At 66.8% G+C, this 19,767-nt stretch carries 22 protein-coding genes and 1 pseudogene; 15 read left to right on the top strand and 8 right to left on the bottom strand.

The genetic code is table 11. The annotated features are described in order from the left end of the window. Positions 1–2 precede the first annotated feature (2 nt). Positions 3–314, bottom strand: coding sequence for an ArsR/SmtB family transcription factor (locus QMG28_RS08580; RefSeq protein WP_281841814.1), 312 nt, complete (start codon positions 312–314; stop codon positions 3–5). Between the two features lie 420 nt (positions 315–734). Between QMG28_RS08580 and QMG28_RS08585 the strand changes: the two genes are divergently transcribed. The 3 genes and pseudogenes from QMG28_RS08585 (at position 735) to QMG28_RS08595 (ending at position 2,789) form a co-directional block, all read left to right on the top strand. Then, entirely contained in the window at positions 735–1,724 is a 990-nt protein-coding gene (locus tag QMG28_RS08585) for a fatty acid desaturase (protein ID WP_281841815.1), read from the top strand. Between the two features lie 58 nt (positions 1,725–1,782). After that, positions 1,783–2,088: pseudogene (locus QMG28_RS08590) on the top strand (toxin-activating lysine-acyltransferase); the annotation flags it as partial. Further along, positions 2,085–2,789 carry an imm11 family protein gene (locus QMG28_RS08595; RefSeq protein WP_281841816.1) on the top strand — a complete coding sequence of 235 codons (705 nt, stop codon included), beginning with the start codon at positions 2,085–2,087 and terminating at the stop codon, positions 2,787–2,789. The pseudogene QMG28_RS08590 and the gene QMG28_RS08595, both read left to right, overlap by 4 nt. 261 nt (positions 2,790–3,050) lie before the next feature. Here the strand turns inward: QMG28_RS08595 and QMG28_RS21030 are convergent, their stop codons facing one another. The 3 genes from QMG28_RS21030 to serS all read right to left on the bottom strand — a co-directional run bounded on the left by QMG28_RS21030 (position 3,051) and on the right by serS (position 4,985). Then, complete coding sequence (locus QMG28_RS21030) at positions 3,051–3,296, bottom strand: REP-associated tyrosine transposase (protein ID WP_434784436.1); 246 nt, start codon at positions 3,294–3,296, stop codon at positions 3,051–3,053. 3 nt (positions 3,297–3,299) lie between these two features. Further along, positions 3,300–3,530 (bottom strand): transposase, encoded by a 231-nt coding sequence (locus QMG28_RS08600; protein WP_281841818.1) that lies wholly within the window; start codon positions 3,528–3,530, stop codon positions 3,300–3,302. Positions 3,531–3,692: 162 nt separating this feature from the next. Further along, positions 3,693–4,985, bottom strand: coding sequence for a serine--tRNA ligase (gene serS / locus QMG28_RS08605; protein WP_281841819.1), 1,293 nt, complete (start codon positions 4,983–4,985; stop codon positions 3,693–3,695). A 179-nt stretch (positions 4,986–5,164) separates the two neighbouring features. Between serS and yajC the strand changes: the two genes are divergently transcribed. The 10 genes from yajC to QMG28_RS08655 all read left to right on the top strand — a co-directional run bounded on the left by yajC (position 5,165) and on the right by QMG28_RS08655 (position 12,333). Beyond that, complete coding sequence (yajC, locus tag QMG28_RS08610; protein WP_281841820.1) at positions 5,165–5,497, top strand: preprotein translocase subunit YajC; 333 nt, start codon at positions 5,165–5,167, stop codon at positions 5,495–5,497. 33 nt (positions 5,498–5,530) lie between these two features. Beyond that, a complete protein-coding gene (gene secD, locus QMG28_RS08615) occupies positions 5,531–7,192 on the top strand; it encodes a protein translocase subunit SecD (protein ID WP_281841821.1) in 1,662 nt (553 codons plus the stop codon). Between the two features lie 3 nt (positions 7,193–7,195). Continuing rightward, on the top strand, positions 7,196–8,164 hold the full coding sequence (gene secF, locus QMG28_RS08620) for a protein translocase subunit SecF (RefSeq protein WP_281841822.1): 969 nt from the start codon (positions 7,196–7,198) through the stop codon (positions 8,162–8,164). Then, positions 8,157–8,912 carry a sulfite exporter TauE/SafE family protein gene (locus tag QMG28_RS08625; RefSeq protein WP_281841824.1) on the top strand — a complete coding sequence of 252 codons (756 nt, stop codon included), beginning with the start codon at positions 8,157–8,159 and terminating at the stop codon, positions 8,910–8,912. Before secF ends, QMG28_RS08625 begins: the two co-directional genes overlap by 8 nt. Positions 8,913–9,153: 241 nt before the next feature. Continuing rightward, on the top strand, positions 9,154–9,507 hold the full coding sequence (locus QMG28_RS08630; RefSeq protein WP_281841825.1) for an Mth938-like domain-containing protein: 354 nt from the start codon (positions 9,154–9,156) through the stop codon (positions 9,505–9,507). 3 nt (positions 9,508–9,510) lie between these two features. Further along, positions 9,511–10,137: a heme ABC exporter ATP-binding protein CcmA gene (gene ccmA / locus QMG28_RS08635; protein WP_281841826.1), complete on the top strand. Its 627-nt coding sequence runs from the start codon at positions 9,511–9,513 to the stop codon at positions 10,135–10,137. Continuing rightward, a complete protein-coding gene (ccmB, locus tag QMG28_RS08640) occupies positions 10,134–10,790 on the top strand; it encodes a heme exporter protein CcmB (RefSeq protein WP_281841827.1) in 657 nt (218 codons plus the stop codon). Before ccmA ends, ccmB begins: the two co-directional genes overlap by 4 nt. A 71-nt stretch (positions 10,791–10,861) precedes the next feature. Continuing rightward, positions 10,862–11,638 carry a heme ABC transporter permease gene (locus tag QMG28_RS08645; RefSeq protein ID WP_281841828.1) on the top strand — a complete coding sequence of 259 codons (777 nt, stop codon included), beginning with the start codon at positions 10,862–10,864 and terminating at the stop codon, positions 11,636–11,638. Beyond that, positions 11,631–11,789, top strand: coding sequence for a heme exporter protein CcmD (ccmD, locus tag QMG28_RS08650; protein ID WP_281841829.1), 159 nt, complete (start codon positions 11,631–11,633; stop codon positions 11,787–11,789). Before QMG28_RS08645 ends, ccmD begins: the two co-directional genes overlap by 8 nt. A gap of 1 nt (position 11,790) precedes the next feature. Then, positions 11,791–12,333 carry a DsbE family thiol:disulfide interchange protein gene (locus tag QMG28_RS08655; protein WP_281841830.1) on the top strand — a complete coding sequence of 181 codons (543 nt, stop codon included), beginning with the start codon at positions 11,791–11,793 and terminating at the stop codon, positions 12,331–12,333. A 133-nt stretch (positions 12,334–12,466) separates the two neighbouring features. Here the strand turns inward: QMG28_RS08655 and tyrS are convergent, their stop codons facing one another. Then, entirely contained in the window at positions 12,467–13,720 is a 1,254-nt protein-coding gene (gene tyrS / locus QMG28_RS08660) for a tyrosine--tRNA ligase (RefSeq protein WP_281842041.1), read from the bottom strand. 64 nt (positions 13,721–13,784) lie between these two features. Between tyrS and QMG28_RS08665 the strand changes: the two genes are divergently transcribed. Then, the gene (locus QMG28_RS08665) at positions 13,785–14,882 is read left to right on the top strand and encodes an anhydro-N-acetylmuramic acid kinase (RefSeq protein WP_281841832.1); all 1,098 of its coding nucleotides are present in this window, start codon (positions 13,785–13,787) and stop codon (positions 14,880–14,882) included. Between the two features lie 21 nt (positions 14,883–14,903). On the opposite strand, the gene rsmA is transcribed toward QMG28_RS08665, so the two are convergent. The 3 genes from rsmA to QMG28_RS08680 are packed head-to-tail and all read right to left on the bottom strand — an operon-like array spanning position 14,904 to position 17,984. Continuing rightward, complete coding sequence (rsmA, locus tag QMG28_RS08670) at positions 14,904–15,761, bottom strand: 16S rRNA (adenine(1518)-N(6)/adenine(1519)-N(6))-dimethyltransferase RsmA (RefSeq protein WP_281841833.1); 858 nt, start codon at positions 15,759–15,761, stop codon at positions 14,904–14,906. After that, positions 15,758–16,717, bottom strand: a complete 960-nt coding sequence (pdxA, locus tag QMG28_RS08675) for a 4-hydroxythreonine-4-phosphate dehydrogenase PdxA (RefSeq protein ID WP_281841834.1) — start codon at positions 16,715–16,717, stop codon at positions 15,758–15,760. Before pdxA ends, rsmA begins: the two co-directional genes overlap by 4 nt. Position 16,718: 1 nt before the next feature. Next, positions 16,719–17,984: a peptidylprolyl isomerase gene (locus QMG28_RS08680; RefSeq protein WP_281841835.1), complete on the bottom strand. Its 1,266-nt coding sequence runs from the start codon at positions 17,982–17,984 to the stop codon at positions 16,719–16,721. A 307-nt stretch (positions 17,985–18,291) separates the two neighbouring features. Between QMG28_RS08680 and QMG28_RS08685 the strand changes: the two genes are divergently transcribed. Next, on the top strand, positions 18,292–19,764 hold the full coding sequence (locus QMG28_RS08685; protein WP_281841836.1) for a leucyl aminopeptidase: 1,473 nt from the start codon (positions 18,292–18,294) through the stop codon (positions 19,762–19,764). Positions 19,765–19,767: the final 3 nt, after the last annotated feature.

Consider the following 19,767-nt stretch of genomic DNA (forward strand, 5'->3'; position numbering starts at 1 on the left):
CCTCAGGCGACACGCCGGGGCTTGGCCCGCGCCGCCTCGCTCATCCGCAGTACCGCCGCCAGGGCCCGGGCGAAAGCGCCGGGCGCCAGCCGGTAGGCGGTGTGAACCCCCCGCCGCTGGCGCTGCACGAGGCCGCAACGCTCCATCTCGCGCAGGTGGTGGATGGCGGTGGAATAGCTCAGCCGGCTTTCGGCGATCAGCCGGTCGAGATTGTCGCCCGCCTCCGGCCTGTTGACGAGCAGGCGAAACAGCATCGCCCGGCGCGGATGGGACAGGGCCTTGAAGTTGAGGGCAAGGGTTTCATCGGTGAACATGCGGGGCCTCCCCGTGGCTTGGATCTGCCGAGACCATAGTGCGCGGCAGGTTTCCAAATCGTTTACGGGCTGGCGGGATGTGGTGGAGGTTGGTGTATGGGTATGATTTTACGAGAAAACACTCAGAGGTCTGCCCCGCGCCAGACTCCACTTATCCGGATTTCTGAAGTTGGTGGTGGTGCCGGAAGGGGGCAAGACAGCGCCTGGATCACCGCATCGGCCACGGCGTCCCTGGCGCGCTGCGGCGTTCGCAAGCCGGGTGTGATCGGCCCCGCTTGCCGTCCCCGCGCCGCTCTCCCGCCGCTTCCTGCCGATCCCGCATTGCCCCCTTGCGCCTTCGTGGCGCGCCATTAAGCTGTTGCACAAACCTGCTATTGCATCCGGCGCTCACAACCGGGGCGTGCAACGATGGGGGCGATCATGGAGCTCAAACAGGAGCTGCGGCGTTTCACCGGCAAGGATAACTGGCTGGCCTATGCCAGCCTGCTCGGCAATCTTGCCGTCTATGCCGCCGGGGTTGCGGTCTCGGTCACCGCGGCGGGGCAGGGGCGGTGGCCGATCGCGGCGCTGGGGGTGATCGTGCTGGCCTTCGCGGGCGTGCGGCTTTACGTGCTGCAGCACGATCTGGGCCATCTCTCGCTGTTCCGCACAAGGCGGCAGAACGAGATCTGGGGCTACCTCGTCTCGCCCTTCACCATGGCCGCCTATCCGCAGATGCGCTACAACCACAACATGCACCACGCCTATGTCGGCGACCTCGACGCGCGCGAGACGACCGAGATCCATACCATGACCCTGCGCGAGTGGCGCGAGGCCGGGTTCTGGCAGCGGCTCTATTACCGGCTCTACCGTCATCCACTGGTGCTGATCCCGGTCGGCGCGCTCTACACCTACTTCTTCGTCTATCGCTGGCCGAAGAACGCCGCCCGGGTCGGAGCGGGGGCGATGCTGGCGCATAACGTGGCGATCCTGGCCTATTTCGGCCTGCTCTGGCTCTGGGCGGGCTGGGCCGGGGTGCTGACCGTGGCGCTGGCGGTCTGGCTCGGCGGGATGATCGGCGTGTTTCTCGTCTATCTCCAGCACAATTTCGAGGGCACCTGGTGGGACAGGCGGCCCGATCTCGACCCGTCGCGCGCGGCGATCCAGGGCGGCTCCTGCCTCGATTTCGGCTGGGTCTTCGACGAGGCGGTGGCGAATATCACCAAGCACGACATTCACCACCTTGTCGCGTCGATCCCCTCCTACCGGCTGCGCGCCGCCCATCGGCAACTGGAGAAGACGCACCAGCTGCGCCGGATCAGCTTCGGTGAGGCGCTGCACGCCTTCACGCTGAAGCTCTGGGACGAGGAGGCGGAGCAACTCGTGCCCTTCCCGAAGGCGCGCACCCGGGCGGCGGTTGCGGCGGAGTGACCGGATGGCGCGCACAATGCACGCCCCGTAGGGTGCGCATTCATGCGCACCGCTCGTCCTCGCGATCTGGGCGTCGGTCTCGGAAGAGGTGGATGCGAAAATCCGCGAGCAGATCAAATCGGGGACATGGCCTGTGCGGCTCAAGGCCGAGGACTGGACGAGCGGTGAGATCAACTGGCTGATCGACGTGATCGCGCCGGATGCGAAGACCACCGCCAGCGTCATCGGTAACTTCCAACAGGTCGTGAAAGAGGGCGAGCTGCGGCTGCACCCGATCATCGCCCGGCTGGTGGATAAGGACAGGCTGGAGAAGATGGGGGCGGCGCAGACCGCAGGACAAGAACAAAGAGGTGGAGAGACATGACAGGTCCAATCTGGGCGTTGTTGACGGACGACATTCACGACGAAAACGAAGGCTGTTACAGGGAGATTGACGAGCTGGACGGCGATATTCGGGCCGTCAAACCGCTCGACATGAGCATCGACATCGGTGCCAATCCGCTGGCGATTACGGCGTGGTGGGATTCTGGGCGGCACATGGATACGACGCATATGCCGACCCGCCTGCGGGTGACGGCAAGCGGCTGCCGAAAGGACCGCCCGGCGTATTATTGCGATTTCGGGCGTGCTTTTGTGTCCACAACGATCGTCACCTCAGCCTTCCGCGATGTTATCGAGGCGCATGATCCGGGCATTCATCAATTCGTTCCGGTGCAGATTGAGGACGGGCATGGCGACGTGATTGACCTGGAGTTTTTCTATTTCGCCGTGGGGTATAGGGTGTTTGCCCTTGACCGTGAAAGAAGCCAGCCACCGGTGCGGCATTACCCAACCGGCCCGGACTGGAGAAATCCTTATGACGATGGGCCGGCGATACGTGCGGATCAACGCGGCGACCCCAAGGATTGGGTGCCGGTTTTCCGAAGCGAGATCATCGGCGATCGGGATCTGTTCTGCGACGGAGGTTTCCGCAATAGGATCCTTATTTCCGACCGGCTGAAACAGGCTTTGGAAGCGGCCGACTTGGTAGGGATGCAGTTCGTTGGGCCCTATTCGGTGGTTTGAACGTCGAAAAGACAGCTTTGACGAGGTGATTTGATGAAAAGTTTCAGCAGTGACAGCCCGCTCTGGAGCACGATGTTTCTTCTGCGAGGGGGCGGAACAGACGCGGACGGCAACGCTACTTTCAAGGATTCCCATGACGCGGCGCATGGTATCGGGAACAAGCAAGCGTAGGGTGCGCATTCATGCGCACCGCTTCATCTCCATGCGCGCCAAGTCATCGCCCGGCCCCGGTTTGACACGCGGTGCGCATGAATGCGCACCCTACGGCCACCGGCCGGCGCGGATGTCGCGGTGGACCGACGAGAACGGCCAATCCTGTGGGCGCGCGACAAACCCGTGTTTCACCGGATTGAAATGGCAATAGCGAATGCAGGCGGCCATTTCTTCCTCGTTCCTCACGTGGCGCTCCCAGAACCGCCGCTGCCAAACGCCACGTTCGCGCCGTTTCACATGGGATGCTCGGCGGCGTCCCGGGGCAACCGCCCGGGAAAACCGCGCCTTGATCATGCTTCATTGCGCAGCGTAATCCGCATCCCCCTCGGGCAGGGTCCAGACCGCGTGCATGTGATCGGGCATCGCGACCCAGGCGTCGATGCGGAACGGGCGTTCCGCCCGGGTCTGCGCCACAGCTTTGCGTAACGTTTCGACCTCGCGGGTCAGCAGATCGCGTCCGCGCGTTTGCAGGTTGACGGTGAAGAAGATGCTGGCCCCGGGGATGCGTGGGCGGACGTAAACCGACATGGGGTGAGCATGGCCGATCACGGTTAGCAAACCGTTTCGCCCGACCCGTAGGGTGCGCATTTACTGCGCACCACTCCCCGGCGGACTCTGGCGACGCGGTGATTCATGCGTACCAATTCCTGACCGCCTGTTTGGACACGCGGTGCGCAGTAAATGCGCACCCTACGCCAGCACGCCCTCGGCGCTGAGCCGGGTCTTGCCGCCAAGATAGGGGTGCAGCGCGGCGGGCAGGGTCACCGAGCCATCGGCTTCCTGGCCGTTTTCCAGCACCGCGATCAGGCAGCGGCCCACGGCGAGGCCGGAGCCGTTCAGCGTGTGCAGGTATTCGGGCTTCGCCCCCGGTTCCGGGCGGTAGCGGGCATTCATCCGGCGGGCCTGAAAATCGCCGGTGGTGGAGACAGACGAGATCTCGCGATAGGTGTTCTGGCCCGGCAGCCAGACTTCGATGTCATGGGTGCGGCGCGCGCCGAAGCCGGTATCGCCCGTGCAGAGCACGATGGTGCGGTAGGGCAGCCCGAGCCGTTCGAGGATATCCTCGGCCCGGCGCGTCATCGCCGCATGTTCCGCCTCCGACTGGTCGGGCGCGGCGATCGACACCATCTCGACCTTTTCGAACTGGTGCTGACGCAGCATCCCCGCCGTGTCTTTCCCCGCGCTGCCCGCCTCGGAGCGGAAACACTGGGTATGGGCGACATAGCGCATCGGCAGATCGGCACCCTCGACGATCTCGCCGTTGACGAAGTTGGTCAGCGTCACCTCCGCCGTGGGGATCAGCCACCAGCCTTCCTCGGTCTTGTAGCTGTCTTCGCCGAATTTCGGCAATTGCCCGGTGCCATACATCATCTCTTCGCGCACCAGAACGGGGGTGATCGCCTCGGTCAGCCCGTTCTCGGTGACATGGGTATCGAGCATGAACTGGGCCAGCGCGCGGTGGAGGCGGGCGACGGCGCCTGACAGCACGGCAAAGCGCGCGCCCGAGAGCTTGGCGGCAAGCTCGAAATTGAGCCCGGATTTGGTCGCCGGCAGCTCGTAATGCTCCACGGGGGTGAAATCGAAGCTGCGCGGCGTGCCCCAGCGCTTCAACTCCACGTTATCGTCTTCGTCGGCCCCGTCGGGCACGTCATCGGCCATGACATTGGGCAGGCCCATGAGCAGATCGGTGAGGGCGGCATCTTTCGCCTTCGCCTCGTCGGTCAGCCGGGCAATCTCGCCCTTCTTCTCCGCCACCAGCGCGCGCAGCCGCTCGAATTCGGCCTCGTCGCCCTTCGCCTTGGCCGCGCCCACCTCCTTTGCGGCCTTGTTGGCCTCGGCCTGCGCCGCCTCGGCGGCGGTGATCGCGGCCCGGCGCGCCTCGTCGAGCGCGAGCACCTCGGCCGATACGCCCGACAGGCCCCGGCGCGCCATCGCGGCGTCGAAGGCTGCGGGGGTCTCGCGGATCAGGCGGATATCGTGCATGGGGCTCTCCCGATTGAATTGCGTCTCGCGGCCCCCATATGCCCCAGACGGCCGCGCTTTGACAGGGGCAAAAGTGCCGGGAAAAAGCGGGTGTGCCTTGCTTGCCAACCCATGCCCCCGCGAGTAGGGTGCGCGCCAATCGAAAGGGGCCCGGGCCCCGCTGACAAAGGACTACCCATATGCTCGTTTCGCCCGCATTCGCCCAAGGCGCGGCGGCCCCCGCCGGGGGGCTTTTCGGCTCCATGCTGATCCCGATGATCCTGGTTTTCGGGATCATGTGGTTCTTCCTCATCCGCCCGCAGCAGAAGAAGGTGAAGGAAGACGAAGCCATGCGCAGCGCGCTGCGCCGGGGCGACAAGGTGCTCACCCAGGGCGGCATCATCGGCAAGGTCACCAAGGTCAAGGATGACGGCGAGATCGAGGTCGAGATCGCGGCCGGCGTCAAAGTGCACGTGACCAGGGCCGCCATCGTCCAGGTGATGTCGAAGACCGAGCCCGCCGCCGAGGGCTGAGGCCCGGGCGCGGCTCACGGGAAGGGGCCCCAGATGCTGCATTATCCTCTTTGGCGACGGATCATCGTGATCGGGCTCGTTGTGCTGGGCCTTGTCTATGCGGCGCCCAACCTGTTCTACGGCCGGGTCGAAACCCATAACGATGCGGCGACGGCGATCGAGAAATTCGGCGCCACGGCCGAACGCGAGGCCGATCTGTCGGCCTGGCCGGGCTGGCTGCCGTCGAGCCTGGTGAATCTCGGGCTCGATCTGCGCGGCGGCGCGCATCTGCTCGCCGAGGTGAAGGTGGAAGACGTCTACGCCCACCGGATGGATGCGCTCTGGCCGGAAGTGCGCGACGCGCTGCGCGACGAGCGCGATGCGGTCGGCGCGATCCGCCGGATCGACGCGCCCGAGGGCCAGCTCAAGGTGCGGATCGAAACGCCGGCGGGCATGCCGGTCGCGCTTGAGACGGTGCGCGCGCTGGCCTCGCCGGTGGTGACGCTGACCGGCGTCGGCTCGAACGATATCGAGGTGGCGGGCGAGGGCGATACGATCACTGTGCAGCTTTCGGATGCCGAGCAACTCGCCACCGACGACCGCACGATCCAGCAATCGCTGGAAATCATCCGCCGCCGCGTCGACGAGGTCGGCACCCGCGAGCCGGTGATCCAGCGCCAAGGCGAGCGCCGCATTCTGATCCAGGTACCGGGCCTTGGCTCGGCGGAGGAGCTGAAAGCGCTGATCGGGACCACGGCGCAGCTTACCTTCAACCCGGTGGTCAGCCGCACCGGCGATCCGGGCACCCGGCCCGGTGCGCGCCAGGTGATCTATCCCTCCATGGACGAAGAGGGCATCTACTACGTGCTGGAGGAAACTCCCGTCGTTACCGGCGAGGAGCTGACCAATGCCCAGCCGAGCTTCGACCAGAACGGCCGCCCGGCGGTCAATTTCCAGTTCAACGTGTCCGGCGCGCGCAAATTCGGCGAATACACCGCCGAGAATGTCGGCGCACCCTTCGCCATCGTGCTGGATGGCGAGGTGATCTCGGCGCCGCGGATCAACGAGCCGATCCCCGGCGGATCGGGCATCATCACCGGCAATTTCACCGTCGAGGAATCGACCAATCTTGCGGTGCTGCTGCGCGCCGGCGCGCTGCCCGCCGAGATGACCTTTCTCGAAGAGCGCACGATCGGGCCCGAGCTTGGGGCCGATTCGATCGAGGCGGGCAAGATCGCCTCAATCGTGGCCTTTGCTGGCGTGCTGATCGTGATGGTGGCCTCCTATGGCTGGTTCGGCATGCTCGCCAATGTGGCGCTGGTGCTGAACGTGGGCATGGTCTTCGGCCTGCTCTCGGCCATCGGCGCTACGCTGACGCTGCCCGGCATCGCCGGGATCGTGCTCACCATCGGCATGGCGGTCGATGCCAATGTGCTGGTCTTCGAGCGGATCCGCGAAGAGCTGCGCGCGGGCAGGGGCCCGGCGCGCGCCATCGAGCTTGGCTACGAAAAGGCGCTCTCGGCGATCATCGACGCCAATATCACCACCTTCATCACCGCCGTGATCCTGTTCATTATGGGGTCCGGCCCGGTGAAGGGCTTTGCCGTGACGCTGGCGCTCGGCATCCTCACCTCGGTTTTCGCCGCGATCTACGTGACCCGGCTGCTGATCGTGATGTGGTTTGAGCGCCGCCGCCCGAAACAGATCGAGGTCTGAGACATGCGCCTGAAACTCGTCCCCGATGAAACCAACTGGGATTTCTTCGCCCGGCTTCCGATCACGCTCGGCTTTTCAGGGCTGATGCTCGTCGTCTCCGTTGTCGCCTTCTTCGTGATGGGGCTCAATTTCGGCATCGACTTCCGCGGCGGTACCACGATCCGCACCGAAAGCACCCAGGCGGTGGATGTGGGCGCCTACCGCGATGCGATCTCGCCACTCGGGCTGGGCGACGTTTCGATCACCGAAGTGTTCGACCCGTCCTTCCGCGACGATCAGCATGTGGCGATGGTCCGTATCGAGGCGCAGAACGAGGAAGAGAGCATCACCCCCGAGACGGTGCAGCAGATCGAGGACGCGCTCAAGACGGTCGATCCCGCCATCACCTTCCCCTCGGTGGAAAGCGTTGGCCCGAAAGTCTCGGGCGAACTGGTGATGACGGCGATCTATTCGGTCCTCGCGGCGATCGCGGCGGTGCTCGTCTATATCTGGCTGCGGTTCGAATGGCAGTTCGCCGTGGGCGCGGTGGCGGCGCTGGTGCATGACGTGGCGATCACCATCGGGGTCTTTGCGCTGTTTCAGATCCGGTTCGATTTGTCGACCATCGCCGCGCTGCTCACCATCGTCGGCTATTCGCTGAACGATACCGTGGTGGTCTTCGACCGGGTGCGCGAAAACCTGCGCCGCTACAAGGTGATGAAGCTCAAGGAGGTGCTGAACCTCTCGATCAACGAGACCATGAGCCGCACGGTGATGACCTCGGGCACCACGCTGCTCGCGCTCATCGCGCTGCTCGTGCTCGGCGGCGACGTGATCCGCGGCTTCGTTTTCGCGATGACCTTCGGCATCATCATCGGCACCTATTCGTCGGTCTTCGTCGCCTCGGCCTTCCTGCTGAAGCTTGGCGTGAAGCGCGACTGGTCGAAGCCCGATGGCGAGGCCGGCACGCAGTTCGCCGACGTCGATGCCTGACCTTTTGTCGGGGGTGCTGGCTACCCCCGGCCTGGTCTGGCTGGCGCTTACCTTTCTCGTTGCCGGCCTGGTGCGCGGCTTCACCGGCTTCGGCACCGCGCTGATCTTCATGCCGGTGGGCGCGCTGTTTCTGCCTGTCTCCGACGCCATCGCGCTGGTGATGATCTCCGGCATGATCACCTGGCCGCTGATCGTGCCCCGGGCGCTGCGCGAGGCTGACAAGCGCGAGGTGACGGTGCTGGCTGTGGCCGCCGTGGCGCTGGCGCCGCTGGGGGTCTGGGTGCTGGGCTGGGCCGACCGCGAGCTGTTGCGCTGGGGTGTGGCGGCGGCGGCGGCGCTTACGCTGGCGGCGCTGATCTCCGGCTGGCGATACCAGGGCCGGGTGCGCCCTGCGGGCCTTGTGCTGATCGGCGCGGCGGCGGGGGTGCTTGGCGGCACGACGGGGCTGACCGGCCCGCCGGTGATCCTGTTCTACCTCGCCGGCCAGCTTGGCGCGGCGGTGGTGCGGGCCAACACGATCCTGTTCCTCGCCCTCCTGGATCTTGGCATTGTCGCCAATCTCGTGCTGCAGGGCCGCCTTGGCTGGAGCATCCTGCCGCTCGCCGTGCTTCTGGCGCTGCCCTATGGCGCCGGGATCATGTCGGGGCAGAGGCTTTTCCACCCCGAACGCGAACGGGCCTATCGCCGGCTCGCCTATGCGGTGATCGGCGGCGCGATCCTCACCGGGTTGCCGCTGTTTGACGGTTGAGCGGTGCCTGGAGGCCAGGCTTTCGCCTGAACGATTGATGTGCGTGCGGCGGCTGCGTTACGGAAACGTAATGAATGGCAATGGCTTAGGTGGAAACTCCGAATCCAGAAATCCGGATTTCCGGATTCTGAGCGGCACCTGCCGTGCCACCCCGCACAGTGGCGCCCCGTCAGGATGCCGAACCCCAGCCGCGACCGCCTGACGCTTTCCTTCGCCGGCAAATCCGGCTACCAACACCGCCATGCAACTCGTCGAGATCACATATGACAATGCCCAGCCGATCGACGGTTACGGCCCCGGCTTTTTCCGCGTTGGCGGGCAGGTGATCGAGGGGGCGGTGATCGTCACCGCCTCGGCGGCGCGGGGCTGGCATGGCATCGACGATGCCGGGGCGCTCACCGCTCTGGCGGGGCAGGTGGATGTGATCCTGTTCGGCTCAGGCGCCGAGATGACCGGCGCGCCCGCGGCGCTCGTGCGGGCAGTGGAAGCGGCGGGGATCGGGCTGGAGCCGATGGCCTCGCCCTCGGCCTGCCGCGCCTATAATGTTCTTCTTGCCGAGGGCCGCCGCGTCGCCCTCGCCGCGCTGCCGGTGTGAGCGATGGAGCTGACCGCCCGTGATCTCACCGTCTCGCGCGGCGGCGTGCCGGTGCTGGAAGGGCTCTCCTTCACGCTGAAGCCGGGCCAGGTGCTGGTGCTGCGCGGCCCGAACGGCTCGGGCAAGACCACGCTTCTGCGCACGCTTGCAGGGCTGCAGCCGCCGCTGGCGGGCGAGGTCAGCCTGCCGCCCGAGGCCATCGCCTACGGCGCCCATGCCGACGGGTTGAAAGGCACGCTCACCGTGGCCGAAAACCTGGCCTTCTGGGCCAGCGTTCACGGCACCCGCGATATTGAACCGGCGCTCACCCGGTTCAACCTGCTGGGCCTGCGCAACCGCGCGGCGCAAAGCCTGTCGGCGGGGCAGAAACGCCGGCTCGGGCTGGCGCGGCTTCTGGTCACCGGCCGGGCGATCTGGCTGCTCGACGAGCCCACCGTCTCGCTCGACGCCGCCTCGGTCGGGCTGTTCGCCGATGCCGTGCGCACCCATGTGGCCAGCGGCGGCGCGGCGCTGATCGCCACCCATATCGACCTTGGGCTTGAGGCGGAGATCTTCGACGTGACGCCATTCAAGGCCGATCCCGACGCGCCCAGCCGCACCCCCGCCGCCTTCGACGAGGCTTTCACATGATCGCCCTTCTCGCCCGCGATATGCGCCTTGCCATCCGCGCCGGCGGCGGCTTTGGCCTCGGGCTCGCCTTTTTCCTCATCGTCTCGACGCTGGTGCCCTTCGCCGTCGGCCCCGAAGGCGCGGTGCTGGCGCGGATCGCGCCGGGCATTCTCTGGGTTGGCGCGCTGCTGGCCTGCCTGTTGTCGCTCGACCGGATCTTCCAGCTCGATTTCGAAGACGGTTCGCTCGATCTTCTGGCCACAGCACCGATCCCGATGGAGGGCACGGTTGCGGTCAAGGCGCTGGCGCACTGGATCACCACCGGCCTGCCGCTGGTCGTTGCCGCGCCCGTCTTCGGCGCGCTGATGAACATGCCCGAGCCGGGCTATTGGTGGATCTTCGTCACCCTGCTGATCGGCACCCCCGCGCTCAGCATGATCGGGGCTTTCGGCGCGGCGCTCACGGTGGGGCTGAAGCGCGGCGGGCTGCTCCTGTCGCTCCTCGTGCTGCCGCTCTACATCCCCACGCTCATCTTCGGCGCCGAGGCGGCCACGCGCGGGATCGGCGGGTTTGACAACACCACGCCGCTGCTCATGCTCGCGGGCATCACCGCGGCCTCGGTCGCGCTGCTGCCCTTCGCCGCTTCTGCGGCAATACGTATCAATCTGCGTTGATCCGGATCAACCAGCGCAAACGTGATCCCCGCTATCTTGCGCGGACGCATAACCGGACATAGAGACACGCCATGGCAGATATGCACCGCACCAGACAGGCCCGAGACCGCTTCAACTTCCTGTGGGAATGGGCCAACCCGGTCAAATTCATGTGGTTTTCGGGCAAGGCGCTGCCCTGGCTCATCGGGCTTACCGTGCTGACGATGGCGGTCTCGCTGATCTGGGGTTTCTTCTTCACGCCCGAGGCGGTGAATTTCGGCTCTTCGGTCAAGATCATCTATGTCCATGTGCCGACCGCCACCGTGGCGATCTCGGCCTGGTTCATGATGCTCGCGGCCTCGCTGATCTGGCTGATCCGCCGCCACCACGTCTCGGCGCTGGCCGCCAGGGCGGCGGCTCCGGTGGGCATGGTGATGACGCTTGCGGCGCTCGCCACCGGCGCGATCTGGGGCCAGCCGATGTGGGGCACCTGGTGGGCCTGGGATCCGCGGCTGACCTCGTTCCTGATCCTGTTTCTGTTCTATCTTGGCTACATGGCGCTCTGGGCCGCGATCGAGAATCCGGATACGGCGGCCGACCTCACCTCGGTGCTCGCCGTGGTCGGTTCCGTCTTCGCCTTCCTCAGCCGCTATGCGGTGAATTTCTGGAACCAGGGGCTGCATCAGGGCGCGACGCTCAGCCTCGACAAGGAAGAGAACATCGCCGACAGCTACTGGATTCCGCTGGTGATCGGCATTGTCGGCTTCATGCTGTTCTTCGTGACGCTGGTGTTCATCCGCACCCGCACCGAGATCCGCCTGCGCCGGGTCCATGCGCTCGAACTTCGCGAAAGGATGAAAGATGCCTGAACTGGGAAAATACGCCAGCGCCGTGCTGAGCTCCTGGGCGGTCACGCTCGGCCTCATTGCCGCGCTCATCGCGCTTACCTGGGTGCAGTCGCGCAAGGCGAAGAGAACGCTCGACGAGATCGAGGCACGCCGCGCGGGCGGGGGGAGCTGATATGAAGATCAAGCCGATGATGGCGCTGCCGCCGCTGATCTTTGCCGGCCTCGCGGCAATGTTTCTGTGGGGGATGGAGCGCGACGATCCGACCGCTTTGCCCTCGACGCGCGAAGGTGGCCCGGTGCCCGCGCTGACGCTGGCCGAGTTCGGCGGCGAGCCGCCCTTCACCGTTGACGACCTGGCCGATGGCGAGGTGGTGCTGGTGAATTTCTGGGCCAGCTGGTGTGCGCCCTGCCGCGCCGAACACCCGCAGCTCATCGAGATGGCGGAGGAGGGCATCAGTATCTACGGCATCAACTACAAGGACACGCCGGGCAATGCGCAGGATTTCGTCGACGAACTCGGCAATCCGTACCAGCGCCTTGCCGCCGATCCCTCCGGCCGTACCGGGCTGGACTGGGGCCTTTACGGCGTGCCCGAGACCTATGTGATCGACGGCAACGGCACCGTGGTGAAGCGCTTCGCCGGGCCGATCACCGCCAGCATTCTGGAAAACACCATCCGCCCCGCCATTGAAGAGGCGCGGGCGCGGTCCGAATGAGCCGCTGACGCGGCGCTCGATCCTGGTGATGAGGGGTTTCACCCCTCAAACTCCCCAAGGTATTTACGGAACGAAGAAAAAGGGGCGCCTGCGGCCGGTCCGCGGGCGCCCCTTGTGTTGTTCGGGCGGCGTTTCAGCCCTCCAGCACCACCAGCGCGTGGCGCTTCTTGCCGGCTGACAGCTTGATCGGCTGGCCAAGATCGGCGGCGCTGATCATCAGGCCGGGATCGGTCACGTCCTCGTCATTCATCTTCGCGCCCTTGTCGGCGATCAGGCGCTTGGCCTCCTTGCCCGATTTGGCAAGCCCCGAGCGGGTGATGAGCTGGACGATGGAAATCCCGTCCGCCACCTCGTCGGCGCTCAGCGCGAGGGTGGGCAGATCGTCCCCCACACCGCCTTTCTCGAAAACCTCGCGCGCGGTCGCCTCCGCCGCCTCTGCCGCCTCGCGGCCATGCAGAAGTGCCGTTACCTCGTTCGCGAGCACGATCTTGGCGTCGTTGATACCGGCGCCTTCCGCTGCCCCGAGCCGCTCGCATTCTTCCAGCGGCAGCTCGGTATAGAGCTTGAGGAACCGGCCCACATCGGCATCGGTGGTGTTGCGCCAGAACTGCCAGAACTCGTAGGGGCTCAGCAGATCGCCATTGAGCCAGACCGCGCCGGACTGGCTCTTACCCATCTTCTTGCCGTCGGACGTGGTGAGCAGCGGCGAGGTCAGGCCGAAGATCTCGGCATCCAGCACCCGGCGGGTGAGGTCGATGCCGTTGACGATATTGCCCCACTGGTCCGAGCCGCCCATCTGCAACAGGCAGCCATAGCGGCGGTTGAGCTCGAGGAAGTCATAGGCCTGCAGGATCATGTAATTGAATTCGAGGAAACTCAGGCTTTGCTCGCGGTCGAGCCGCGATTTCACGCTCTCGAAGCTCAGCATCCGGTTGACCGAGAAATGCCGCCCGATATCTCGCAGGAAATCGAGATAGTTGAGTTGGTCGAGCCATTCGGCGTTGTTGACCATGATCGCATCTGTCGCGGCCTCGCCGAAGGTGACGTAATGCGAAAACACCTGGCGGATGCCCTCGATATTGGCGTCGATCTGCTCCGGTGTCAGCAACGGGCGCTCATCGGCGCGGAACGAGGGATCGCCCACCTTGGTGGTGCCGCCGCCCATCAGCACGATCGGTTTGTGGCCGGTCTTTTGCAGCCAGCGCAACATCATGATCTGAATGAGCGAGCCGACATGCAGCGACGATGCCGTGGCGTCGAAGCCGATATAGGCCGGGACCACACCGTTCACGAGCGCCTCGTCGAGCGCCTGGTAATCGGTGCAATCGGCCAGATAGCCGCGCTCGATCATCACGCGCATGAAGTCGGATTTCGGGTGGTAGGTCATCGGGTTCCGGTCCATATTTCCAAGCGTAGCCCTCTATATCGGGGGCGGGGGCGGAGGGGAAGCCATGAAGGTCACGGGGCCCGTATGGGCACTGGGCGCGATGCCGGACAGCGCGCTTGGCGGCGTGGATGCGGCGCTGGTGGAGACCGATGGCGTGACGATCCTCGGCTTTGGCGAGAGCGGGTCGCGCAGCTATACCGATGCCGAGCGGGAGACGATCCGCGCCGCCCTCGGGTGCTGGCCCGGCGCGCCGGGCGTGGAGGCGGCGGCGCTGGTGGTCGAGGCCGCCCATGCGGAGCTGCTGGCGCTGTTCGAGGCGCCCGCGCTGATCGGCTTTTTCGGTCAGGTTCTGGCACATGATCCGCGCGGGCAGGGCACGCATCAGGCGGGCGACGGGGCACGGCTGGCGCAGGTGCTGGGGCGGCCGGTGGCCTGGGATTTTGCCACCGCCGATGTGGCGCTCGGTGGCGAGGGCGCGCCGCTTGCGCCCTTCTTCCATTTCGCGCTGGCGAAATATCTGGGCGAGGGCGCGCCACTGGCCTTTCTCGATCTCGGCGAGGTTGCCAGCCTGAGCTGGGTCGATCCGGCGAAGGAGAATCCGGAAGAGGCGGGCGCGCTTCTCGCCTTCGACACCGGCCCGGGGCTCGCGCCGCTCAACGATCTCGCGATGGCCCGGCGCGGCCTGCCGTTTGACGAGGGTGGCGCGCTGGCCGCGTCTGGCACCGCCGATGAAGGGATCGTGGCCGCTATCCTCGATCATCCCTATTTCTACCGGATGCCACCCAAGACGCTCGGCCACGGCGCCTTTGGCGATCTGACCGATCGGGTGGCGGGGCTGTCCGACGCCGACGCGGCGGCGACGCTGGCCGCGTGCGCCGTCGCGGCTGTCGTGCAGGGGATGGCGCATTGCCCCGAACCGCCCGCGCGCCTGCTGGTGAGCGGTGGCGGGCGGCACGATACCGCGCTGATGGCGGGGCTTGCCAATGCGCTCGCCATGCCGGTGCTGCCGGTCGAAGAGGCCGGGCTGGATGGCGATATGCTTGCGGCCCAGGCCGTGGCCTTTCTGGCCGTCCGGGTCGCGCGCGGCCTGCCCACGTCGTGCCCCGGCACCACCGGCGTTGCGGCGGCGGTGGGCGGCGGGGTCATCTCCGAACCCGGCTGACCTTTTTCTTGGCAAAAATACTCAAAATCCGGCCTGTCCGCCTGCGTCCAGCGCCCGCGACAGGGCGCAGAACTGCTCCAGCCCGATCTCTTCCGCCCGCGAGGTGGGCCTGATCCCGACGCTTTCCAGCACCGCCTCGATCTGCGGATGCAGCCCCTTCAGCGAGGCGCGCAGCATTTTGCGGCGTTGCTGGAAGGCGGTGGCGGTGAGCTTTTGCAGGGTGGCGGCACTGGCCGGGAAGCGCGGCTCGGGCAGGGCCACCAGATGCACCACCGCCGAGCGGACCTTGGGCGGCGGGGTGAAGGCTTCGGGCGGCAGTTCCATCACCACCCGCGCCTCGCAGCGCCATTGGGCGAGGATGGCGAGGCGGCCATAGGCTTTCGATCCGGGCTGCGCCACGATCCGCTGCGCCACTTCCTTCTGGAACATCAGCGTCAGACTTTGCCAGAACGGCGGCCAGACCTCCGGCGTGAGCCAGCGCACCAGAAGCTCGGTGCCGACATTGTAGGGCAGGTTGGCCACCACCCGGATCGGCGGGGTGAGATGCGCGACAGGGTCGATCTCCAGCGCGTCGGCGTTCAGCACCTTGAGCCGGCCGGGATAGGCGGCGGCGATCTCGGCGAGCGGGCCCATGGCGCGGGCGTCTTTCTCGACCGCGAGCACATGGCGCGCGCCCTCGGCAAGCAGCCCGCGCGTCAGCCCGCCGGGGCCGGGGCCGACTTCCAGCACATCCGCGCCGGTGATGTCGCCCGCCGCCCGCGCGATCTTGGCGGTCAGGTTCAGATCCATCAGGAAGTTCTGGCCGAGCGACTTTCTGGCGCTCAGCCCATGCGCCGCGATCACCTCGCGCAGCGGCGGCAATCCGTCGATGGCGCTCACGCCGCCATCTCCTTCGCCATCCGCAACGCGGCGATCAGCGACGAGGGGTCGGCGGTGCTGGTGCCGGCGATGTCGAAGGCGGTGCCGTGATCGGGTGAGGTGCGCACGAAGCCGAGGCCGAGCGTCACGTTCACGCCGGAGGCGAAGTCCAGCGTCTTGATCGGGATCAGCGCCTGATCGTGATACATGCAGACGGCGACGTCATAGCGGGCGCGGGCGGGAGGGTGAAACATCGTGTCGGCGGGCAGGGGGCCGAGCAGGGTAAAGCCCTCGCCGCGCAGCCGGTCGAGCAGCGGCGCGATCATCTCGATCTCCTCGCGCCCCATCGCGCCCTCTTCGCCGGCATGGGGGTTCAGCCCCGCCACCGCGATGCGGGGACGCTGGCCAAGCTGTGCGGCGAGATCGGCATCGGTGATGCGAATCGTCTCTTCCAGCAGCGCCGGCGTGAGTGCTCCGGGCACATCGCGCAACGGGATGTGAATGGTGGTCGGCACCACCCGCAGCGCGGAACAGGCCAGCATCATCACCACCCGGTCGCGCCCGGCGAGATGGCCGAGATATTCGGTATGGCCGGGAAAGGCGAAGCCGGCGCCATCCTGCAGCGCCTTCTTATGGATCGGGTTGGTGGTGATCGCGGCGGCCTTGCCCGCCTGCACCAGCGCCACGCCCTCGGCGATGGCCCCGACCACATGGGCCGCGTGGACGGGATTGGCCCGCCCCGGCACCCGTGGCGCGCCGAAATCGCGCGCCAGCACCGGCAGGCCGCGCGCCATTGCTCCGGGGGCCTCGGACGGGTCGGCAATCTCGACGACGGGCGTGCCGCCGGGCAGGTGGCGCGGATCGCCGATCAGGAAGAAACTCAGCTCGTCCTTCAGCGCTGCCCAGGCTTTTGGCGCGATCTCGGGGCCGACGCCCGCGGGCTCGCCCGAGGTCAGCGCAATGGGAAGCGCGGCCATGTTACTGGCCGAGAATCTCGATATGGGCGTTGGCGCGCTGTTCTTCGAGGAAGGCCTGGCCCAGCGTCGTCACCCGGCGGTTGCGGATCTGCTCCTCGACCATCTCTTCGGTGAGCGAGCGGGGCAGTTCGTTGCCGCGCGAACACAGCATCAGCACCACCATCGCGCCCGACGAGGTGGTCAGCCGCGCCGAGATTTCGCCCGGATCGAGCAGGTTCAGCTCACCGGCATAGGCGCCGGGCACCTGGCTTTCGGGCAGGGTCTCGCGCACCAGTTGCTCGGGCGGCAGGCCGCGGGCGATGGGATAGAGATCGTCGCAGCTGGTCACCCGCTCGCGGATGCGTGCGGCCTCGTCCACGTTCGCGCCCGATTGCCCGCCGGGCAGCAGGAGGGCCGCGTATTCGACGGCAATGCGCGGCTCGCCGCCCGACACTTCCTCGCGGTCGCGCATGTAATACAGGCGCACCCCGTCTTCGACCTCGACGACCCGGCTGGTCTGGCCCGGCTCAAGCCCGCGCACCGCGGCGCTGACCGGGGCGGGCAGGGCCTCGATATCGAGCCATTTCATCTTGCCGCCATTGTTGCGCGACGGGCCGACCGAGAAGCGCATCGCGGCATCGGCAAATCCGGCCTCGTCGAGATCGCGCAGCCGGTCGGCGCGGGCGCGCGAGGCTTTGCGGCTGGCATCGTCGGCTGCCGGCAGGATGATCTCCGACAGCAGCACGCGGGTGCCCGGCTCGGGCACGCTCACCGCCATCGCCGCGTCGATATCGGATTGCGATATCGACACTTTCGGCAGGAATACTTCTCGCAGGAAATCGCGCCAGGTGATCCCGGCGGTGACGAAATCGCGAAACGACTCGGCGGCGATTCCGCCTTGGGCGAGAAGCTGGACGAGCTGGTCGGCGGAGAGGTTGCCGCGCGCGGCGAATTCTTCCATCCCGGCCGTGATATCCTCTTCCTCGGCCACGATCCCGGCCCGGGCCGCCTCACGCATCTGCAGCGCTTCGTTGATCAGCTGGTCGAGGGCGAGGGCGCGCACGTCGCCAGGGGCGCGCAGCAGCGTCAGAAAGGCCTGCCGCTGGCTCAGCTCATAGGCGGTGATCACGTTGCCGTCGATCCGCACCACCGGCGAAAACTGCCCCTGCGCCTGTGCCGGGGCAAGCTGCGCGACGAGGGCGCCAAGCCCCAGTAGCATTGCCGCTCCGAACCGCCGGGCCCGATTGCCGATCCCGCCTTTGCCGATCCCTGCTGCCGTGGTCCTCATCATCGCCCCACTTCGTCTTCCGCCTGTCATTCTCATCCGGGGCCGCGCCCGGTTGGGGGCTACATTAGTCGAGGTTGCGAGGTGGTGCGAGGGTTAATCGCGCCCCTAAGCGGCGCAAGCGGCTGGAATTGGGCGCATTGCGGCGCGGGGCCGGGGGCTGGCATATCTGGTGGCCCCGGGTTTGGCGGGTGCCGGATCTGGCGGGCGGGGGCGATTCTCCCCCGGATGCGATCTGGCGCCCGCCGCCGGGCGGGGCTAGGCTGGCGGCAAGGCCGGCCCCCGGCGCGCGCGTTTCAAGGAGACAGACATGACCGACATCTTCGCCCCCAGCTTCATTCCGCTCGATATCGACCTCATCGCCACCGCCGAGGGGCGCGTGGTGGTGCTGGCCGAGAGCGGCCGGATGGACAAGGGCGCGCGCCGGATCAACCGGCTCACCCGCGGCGCGCTGGCCCGGCTGGTGGAAAGCGAGGCCTTCGCCAAGCTCAAGCCCGGCGAGGCGATGGAACTGGCCTGGCCTGCCGGAATGCTCGCCGAGGCGGTGCAGGTGGTGCGCATCGACCGCAAGATGGACAGCGCGGCGGCGCGCAGGGTGGGCGGGGCGATCGGCAAGGGCCTGCCCGGCAAGGATGTGCTGGTGCTTGCCGGATCGCTGCGCCACACGCCCGAGATTGCCCTTGGCGCCATGCTGCGCGGCTATGAATACCGGGCCCAGAAATCGGGCGAGGCGGGCAAGGCGCCCGGGGGCAGCCTGACCTTCGCCGTCACCAATCCCGAGGCGCTGAAGGCGCGGGAGGCCGATCTGACGGCGGTGGCCGAGGGCGTCTTCTTCGCCCGCGATCTGGTGAATGCACCCGCCAACGTGCTCACCACCCAGAGCTTCGCCGATCAGCTCGAGGCGCTCGGCAAGCTCGGCGTCGAGGTCGAGGTGCTGGAGGAAGACAGGCTCGCCGCGCTTGGCATGGGCGCGCTACTGGGAGTCGGCCAGGGCTCGGCAAGCCCCTCCAAGGTGGTGGTGATGAACTGGAAGGGCGGCCAGGCGGGCGCGGCCCCGCTGGCGCTGATCGGCAAGGGCGTGGTCTTCGATACCGGCGGTATCAGCCTCAAACCCGCCGCCGGGATGGAAGACATGACGATGGATATGGGCGGCGCGGGCACCGTGGCGGGGGTGATGAAGACCCTCGCGCTGCGGAATGCGCCGGCCAATGTGGTGGGCCTTGTCGGTCTTGTCGAAAACATGCCCGACGGCATCGCGCAGCGCCCGGGCGATGTGGTGACCTCGATGAAGGGCGATACGATCGAGGTGATCAACACCGATGCCGAGGGGCGGCTCGTTCTGGCCGATGTGCTCTGGTATGCGCAGGACACCTTCGCCCCCGCTGGCCTGATCGACCTCGCCACCCTGACCGGCGCCATCGTCGTGAGCCTCGGCCATGAAAATGCGGGCGTGTTCTCCAATGACGACGGCTTCGCCAAATCCTTCCTGAAAGCCGCCGAGACCGAGGGCGAGGGCGCCTGGCGGATGCCCTTGGGCGAGGCCTATGACAAGCTTTTGAAAAGCCGGATCGCGGATATGAAGAATGTCGGCGGGCGGCCCGCGGGCTCGATCACCGCGGCGCAGTTCCTGCAACGCTTCGTCAGGGAGGGCACGCCCTGGATTCATCTCGACATTGCCGGCGTGGCCAGCCGCTCGGACGATGGCGACCTTGCGCCCAAGGGCGCGACGGGCTGGTTCGTGCGCGCGCTCGACCGGCTGGTGCGCGACAGCTACGAAGGATAAGCC

The sequence above is a fragment of the Sinisalibacter aestuarii genome (assembly GCF_027923545.1).
GTDB classification, from domain to species: domain Bacteria; phylum Pseudomonadota; class Alphaproteobacteria; order Rhodobacterales; family Rhodobacteraceae; genus Sinisalibacter; species Sinisalibacter aestuarii.

What these genes read in the sequence shown, in the direction of transcription:
- serS (WP_281841819.1), bottom strand. Translation starts at nt 4,985, where the DNA reads ATGCACGATATCCGCCTGATCCGCGAGACCCCCGCAGCCTTCGACGCC.
- QMG28_RS08630 (WP_281841825.1), top strand. Translation starts at nt 9,154, where the DNA reads ATGCAACTCGTCGAGATCACATATGACAATGCCCAGCCGATCGACGGT.
- QMG28_RS08580 (WP_281841814.1), bottom strand. Translation starts at nt 314, where the DNA reads ATGTTCACCGATGAAACCCTTGCCCTCAACTTCAAGGCCCTGTCCCAT.
- QMG28_RS08645 (WP_281841828.1), top strand. Translation starts at nt 10,862, where the DNA reads ATGGCAGATATGCACCGCACCAGACAGGCCCGAGACCGCTTCAACTTC.
- QMG28_RS08585 (WP_281841815.1), top strand. Translation starts at nt 735, where the DNA reads ATGGAGCTCAAACAGGAGCTGCGGCGTTTCACCGGCAAGGATAACTGG.
- QMG28_RS21030 (WP_434784436.1), bottom strand. Translation starts at nt 3,296, where the DNA reads ATGATCAAGGCGCGGTTTTCCCGGGCGGTTGCCCCGGGACGCCGCCGA.
- pdxA (WP_281841834.1), bottom strand. Translation starts at nt 16,717, where the DNA reads ATGGCCGCGCTTCCCATTGCGCTGACCTCGGGCGAGCCCGCGGGCGTC.
- yajC (WP_281841820.1), top strand. Translation starts at nt 5,165, where the DNA reads ATGCTCGTTTCGCCCGCATTCGCCCAAGGCGCGGCGGCCCCCGCCGGG.
- ccmB (WP_281841827.1), top strand. Translation starts at nt 10,134, where the DNA reads ATGATCGCCCTTCTCGCCCGCGATATGCGCCTTGCCATCCGCGCCGGC.
- ccmA (WP_281841826.1), top strand. Translation starts at nt 9,511, where the DNA reads ATGGAGCTGACCGCCCGTGATCTCACCGTCTCGCGCGGCGGCGTGCCG.
- QMG28_RS08595 (WP_281841816.1), top strand. Translation starts at nt 2,085, where the DNA reads ATGACAGGTCCAATCTGGGCGTTGTTGACGGACGACATTCACGACGAA.
- QMG28_RS08625 (WP_281841824.1), top strand. Translation starts at nt 8,157, where the DNA reads ATGCCTGACCTTTTGTCGGGGGTGCTGGCTACCCCCGGCCTGGTCTGG.
- ccmD (WP_281841829.1), top strand. Translation starts at nt 11,631, where the DNA reads ATGCCTGAACTGGGAAAATACGCCAGCGCCGTGCTGAGCTCCTGGGCG.
- QMG28_RS08655 (WP_281841830.1), top strand. Translation starts at nt 11,791, where the DNA reads ATGAAGATCAAGCCGATGATGGCGCTGCCGCCGCTGATCTTTGCCGGC.
- secF (WP_281841822.1), top strand. Translation starts at nt 7,196, where the DNA reads ATGCGCCTGAAACTCGTCCCCGATGAAACCAACTGGGATTTCTTCGCC.
- secD (WP_281841821.1), top strand. Translation starts at nt 5,531, where the DNA reads ATGCTGCATTATCCTCTTTGGCGACGGATCATCGTGATCGGGCTCGTT.
- QMG28_RS08665 (WP_281841832.1), top strand. Translation starts at nt 13,785, where the DNA reads ATGAAGGTCACGGGGCCCGTATGGGCACTGGGCGCGATGCCGGACAGC.
- QMG28_RS08685 (WP_281841836.1), top strand. Translation starts at nt 18,292, where the DNA reads ATGACCGACATCTTCGCCCCCAGCTTCATTCCGCTCGATATCGACCTC.
- QMG28_RS08600 (WP_281841818.1), bottom strand. Translation starts at nt 3,530, where the DNA reads ATGTCGGTTTACGTCCGCCCACGCATCCCCGGGGCCAGCATCTTCTTC.
- tyrS (WP_281842041.1), bottom strand. Translation starts at nt 13,720, where the DNA reads ATGACCTACCACCCGAAATCCGACTTCATGCGCGTGATGATCGAGCGC.
- QMG28_RS08680 (WP_281841835.1), bottom strand. Translation starts at nt 17,984, where the DNA reads ATGAGGACCACGGCAGCAGGGATCGGCAAAGGCGGGATCGGCAATCGG.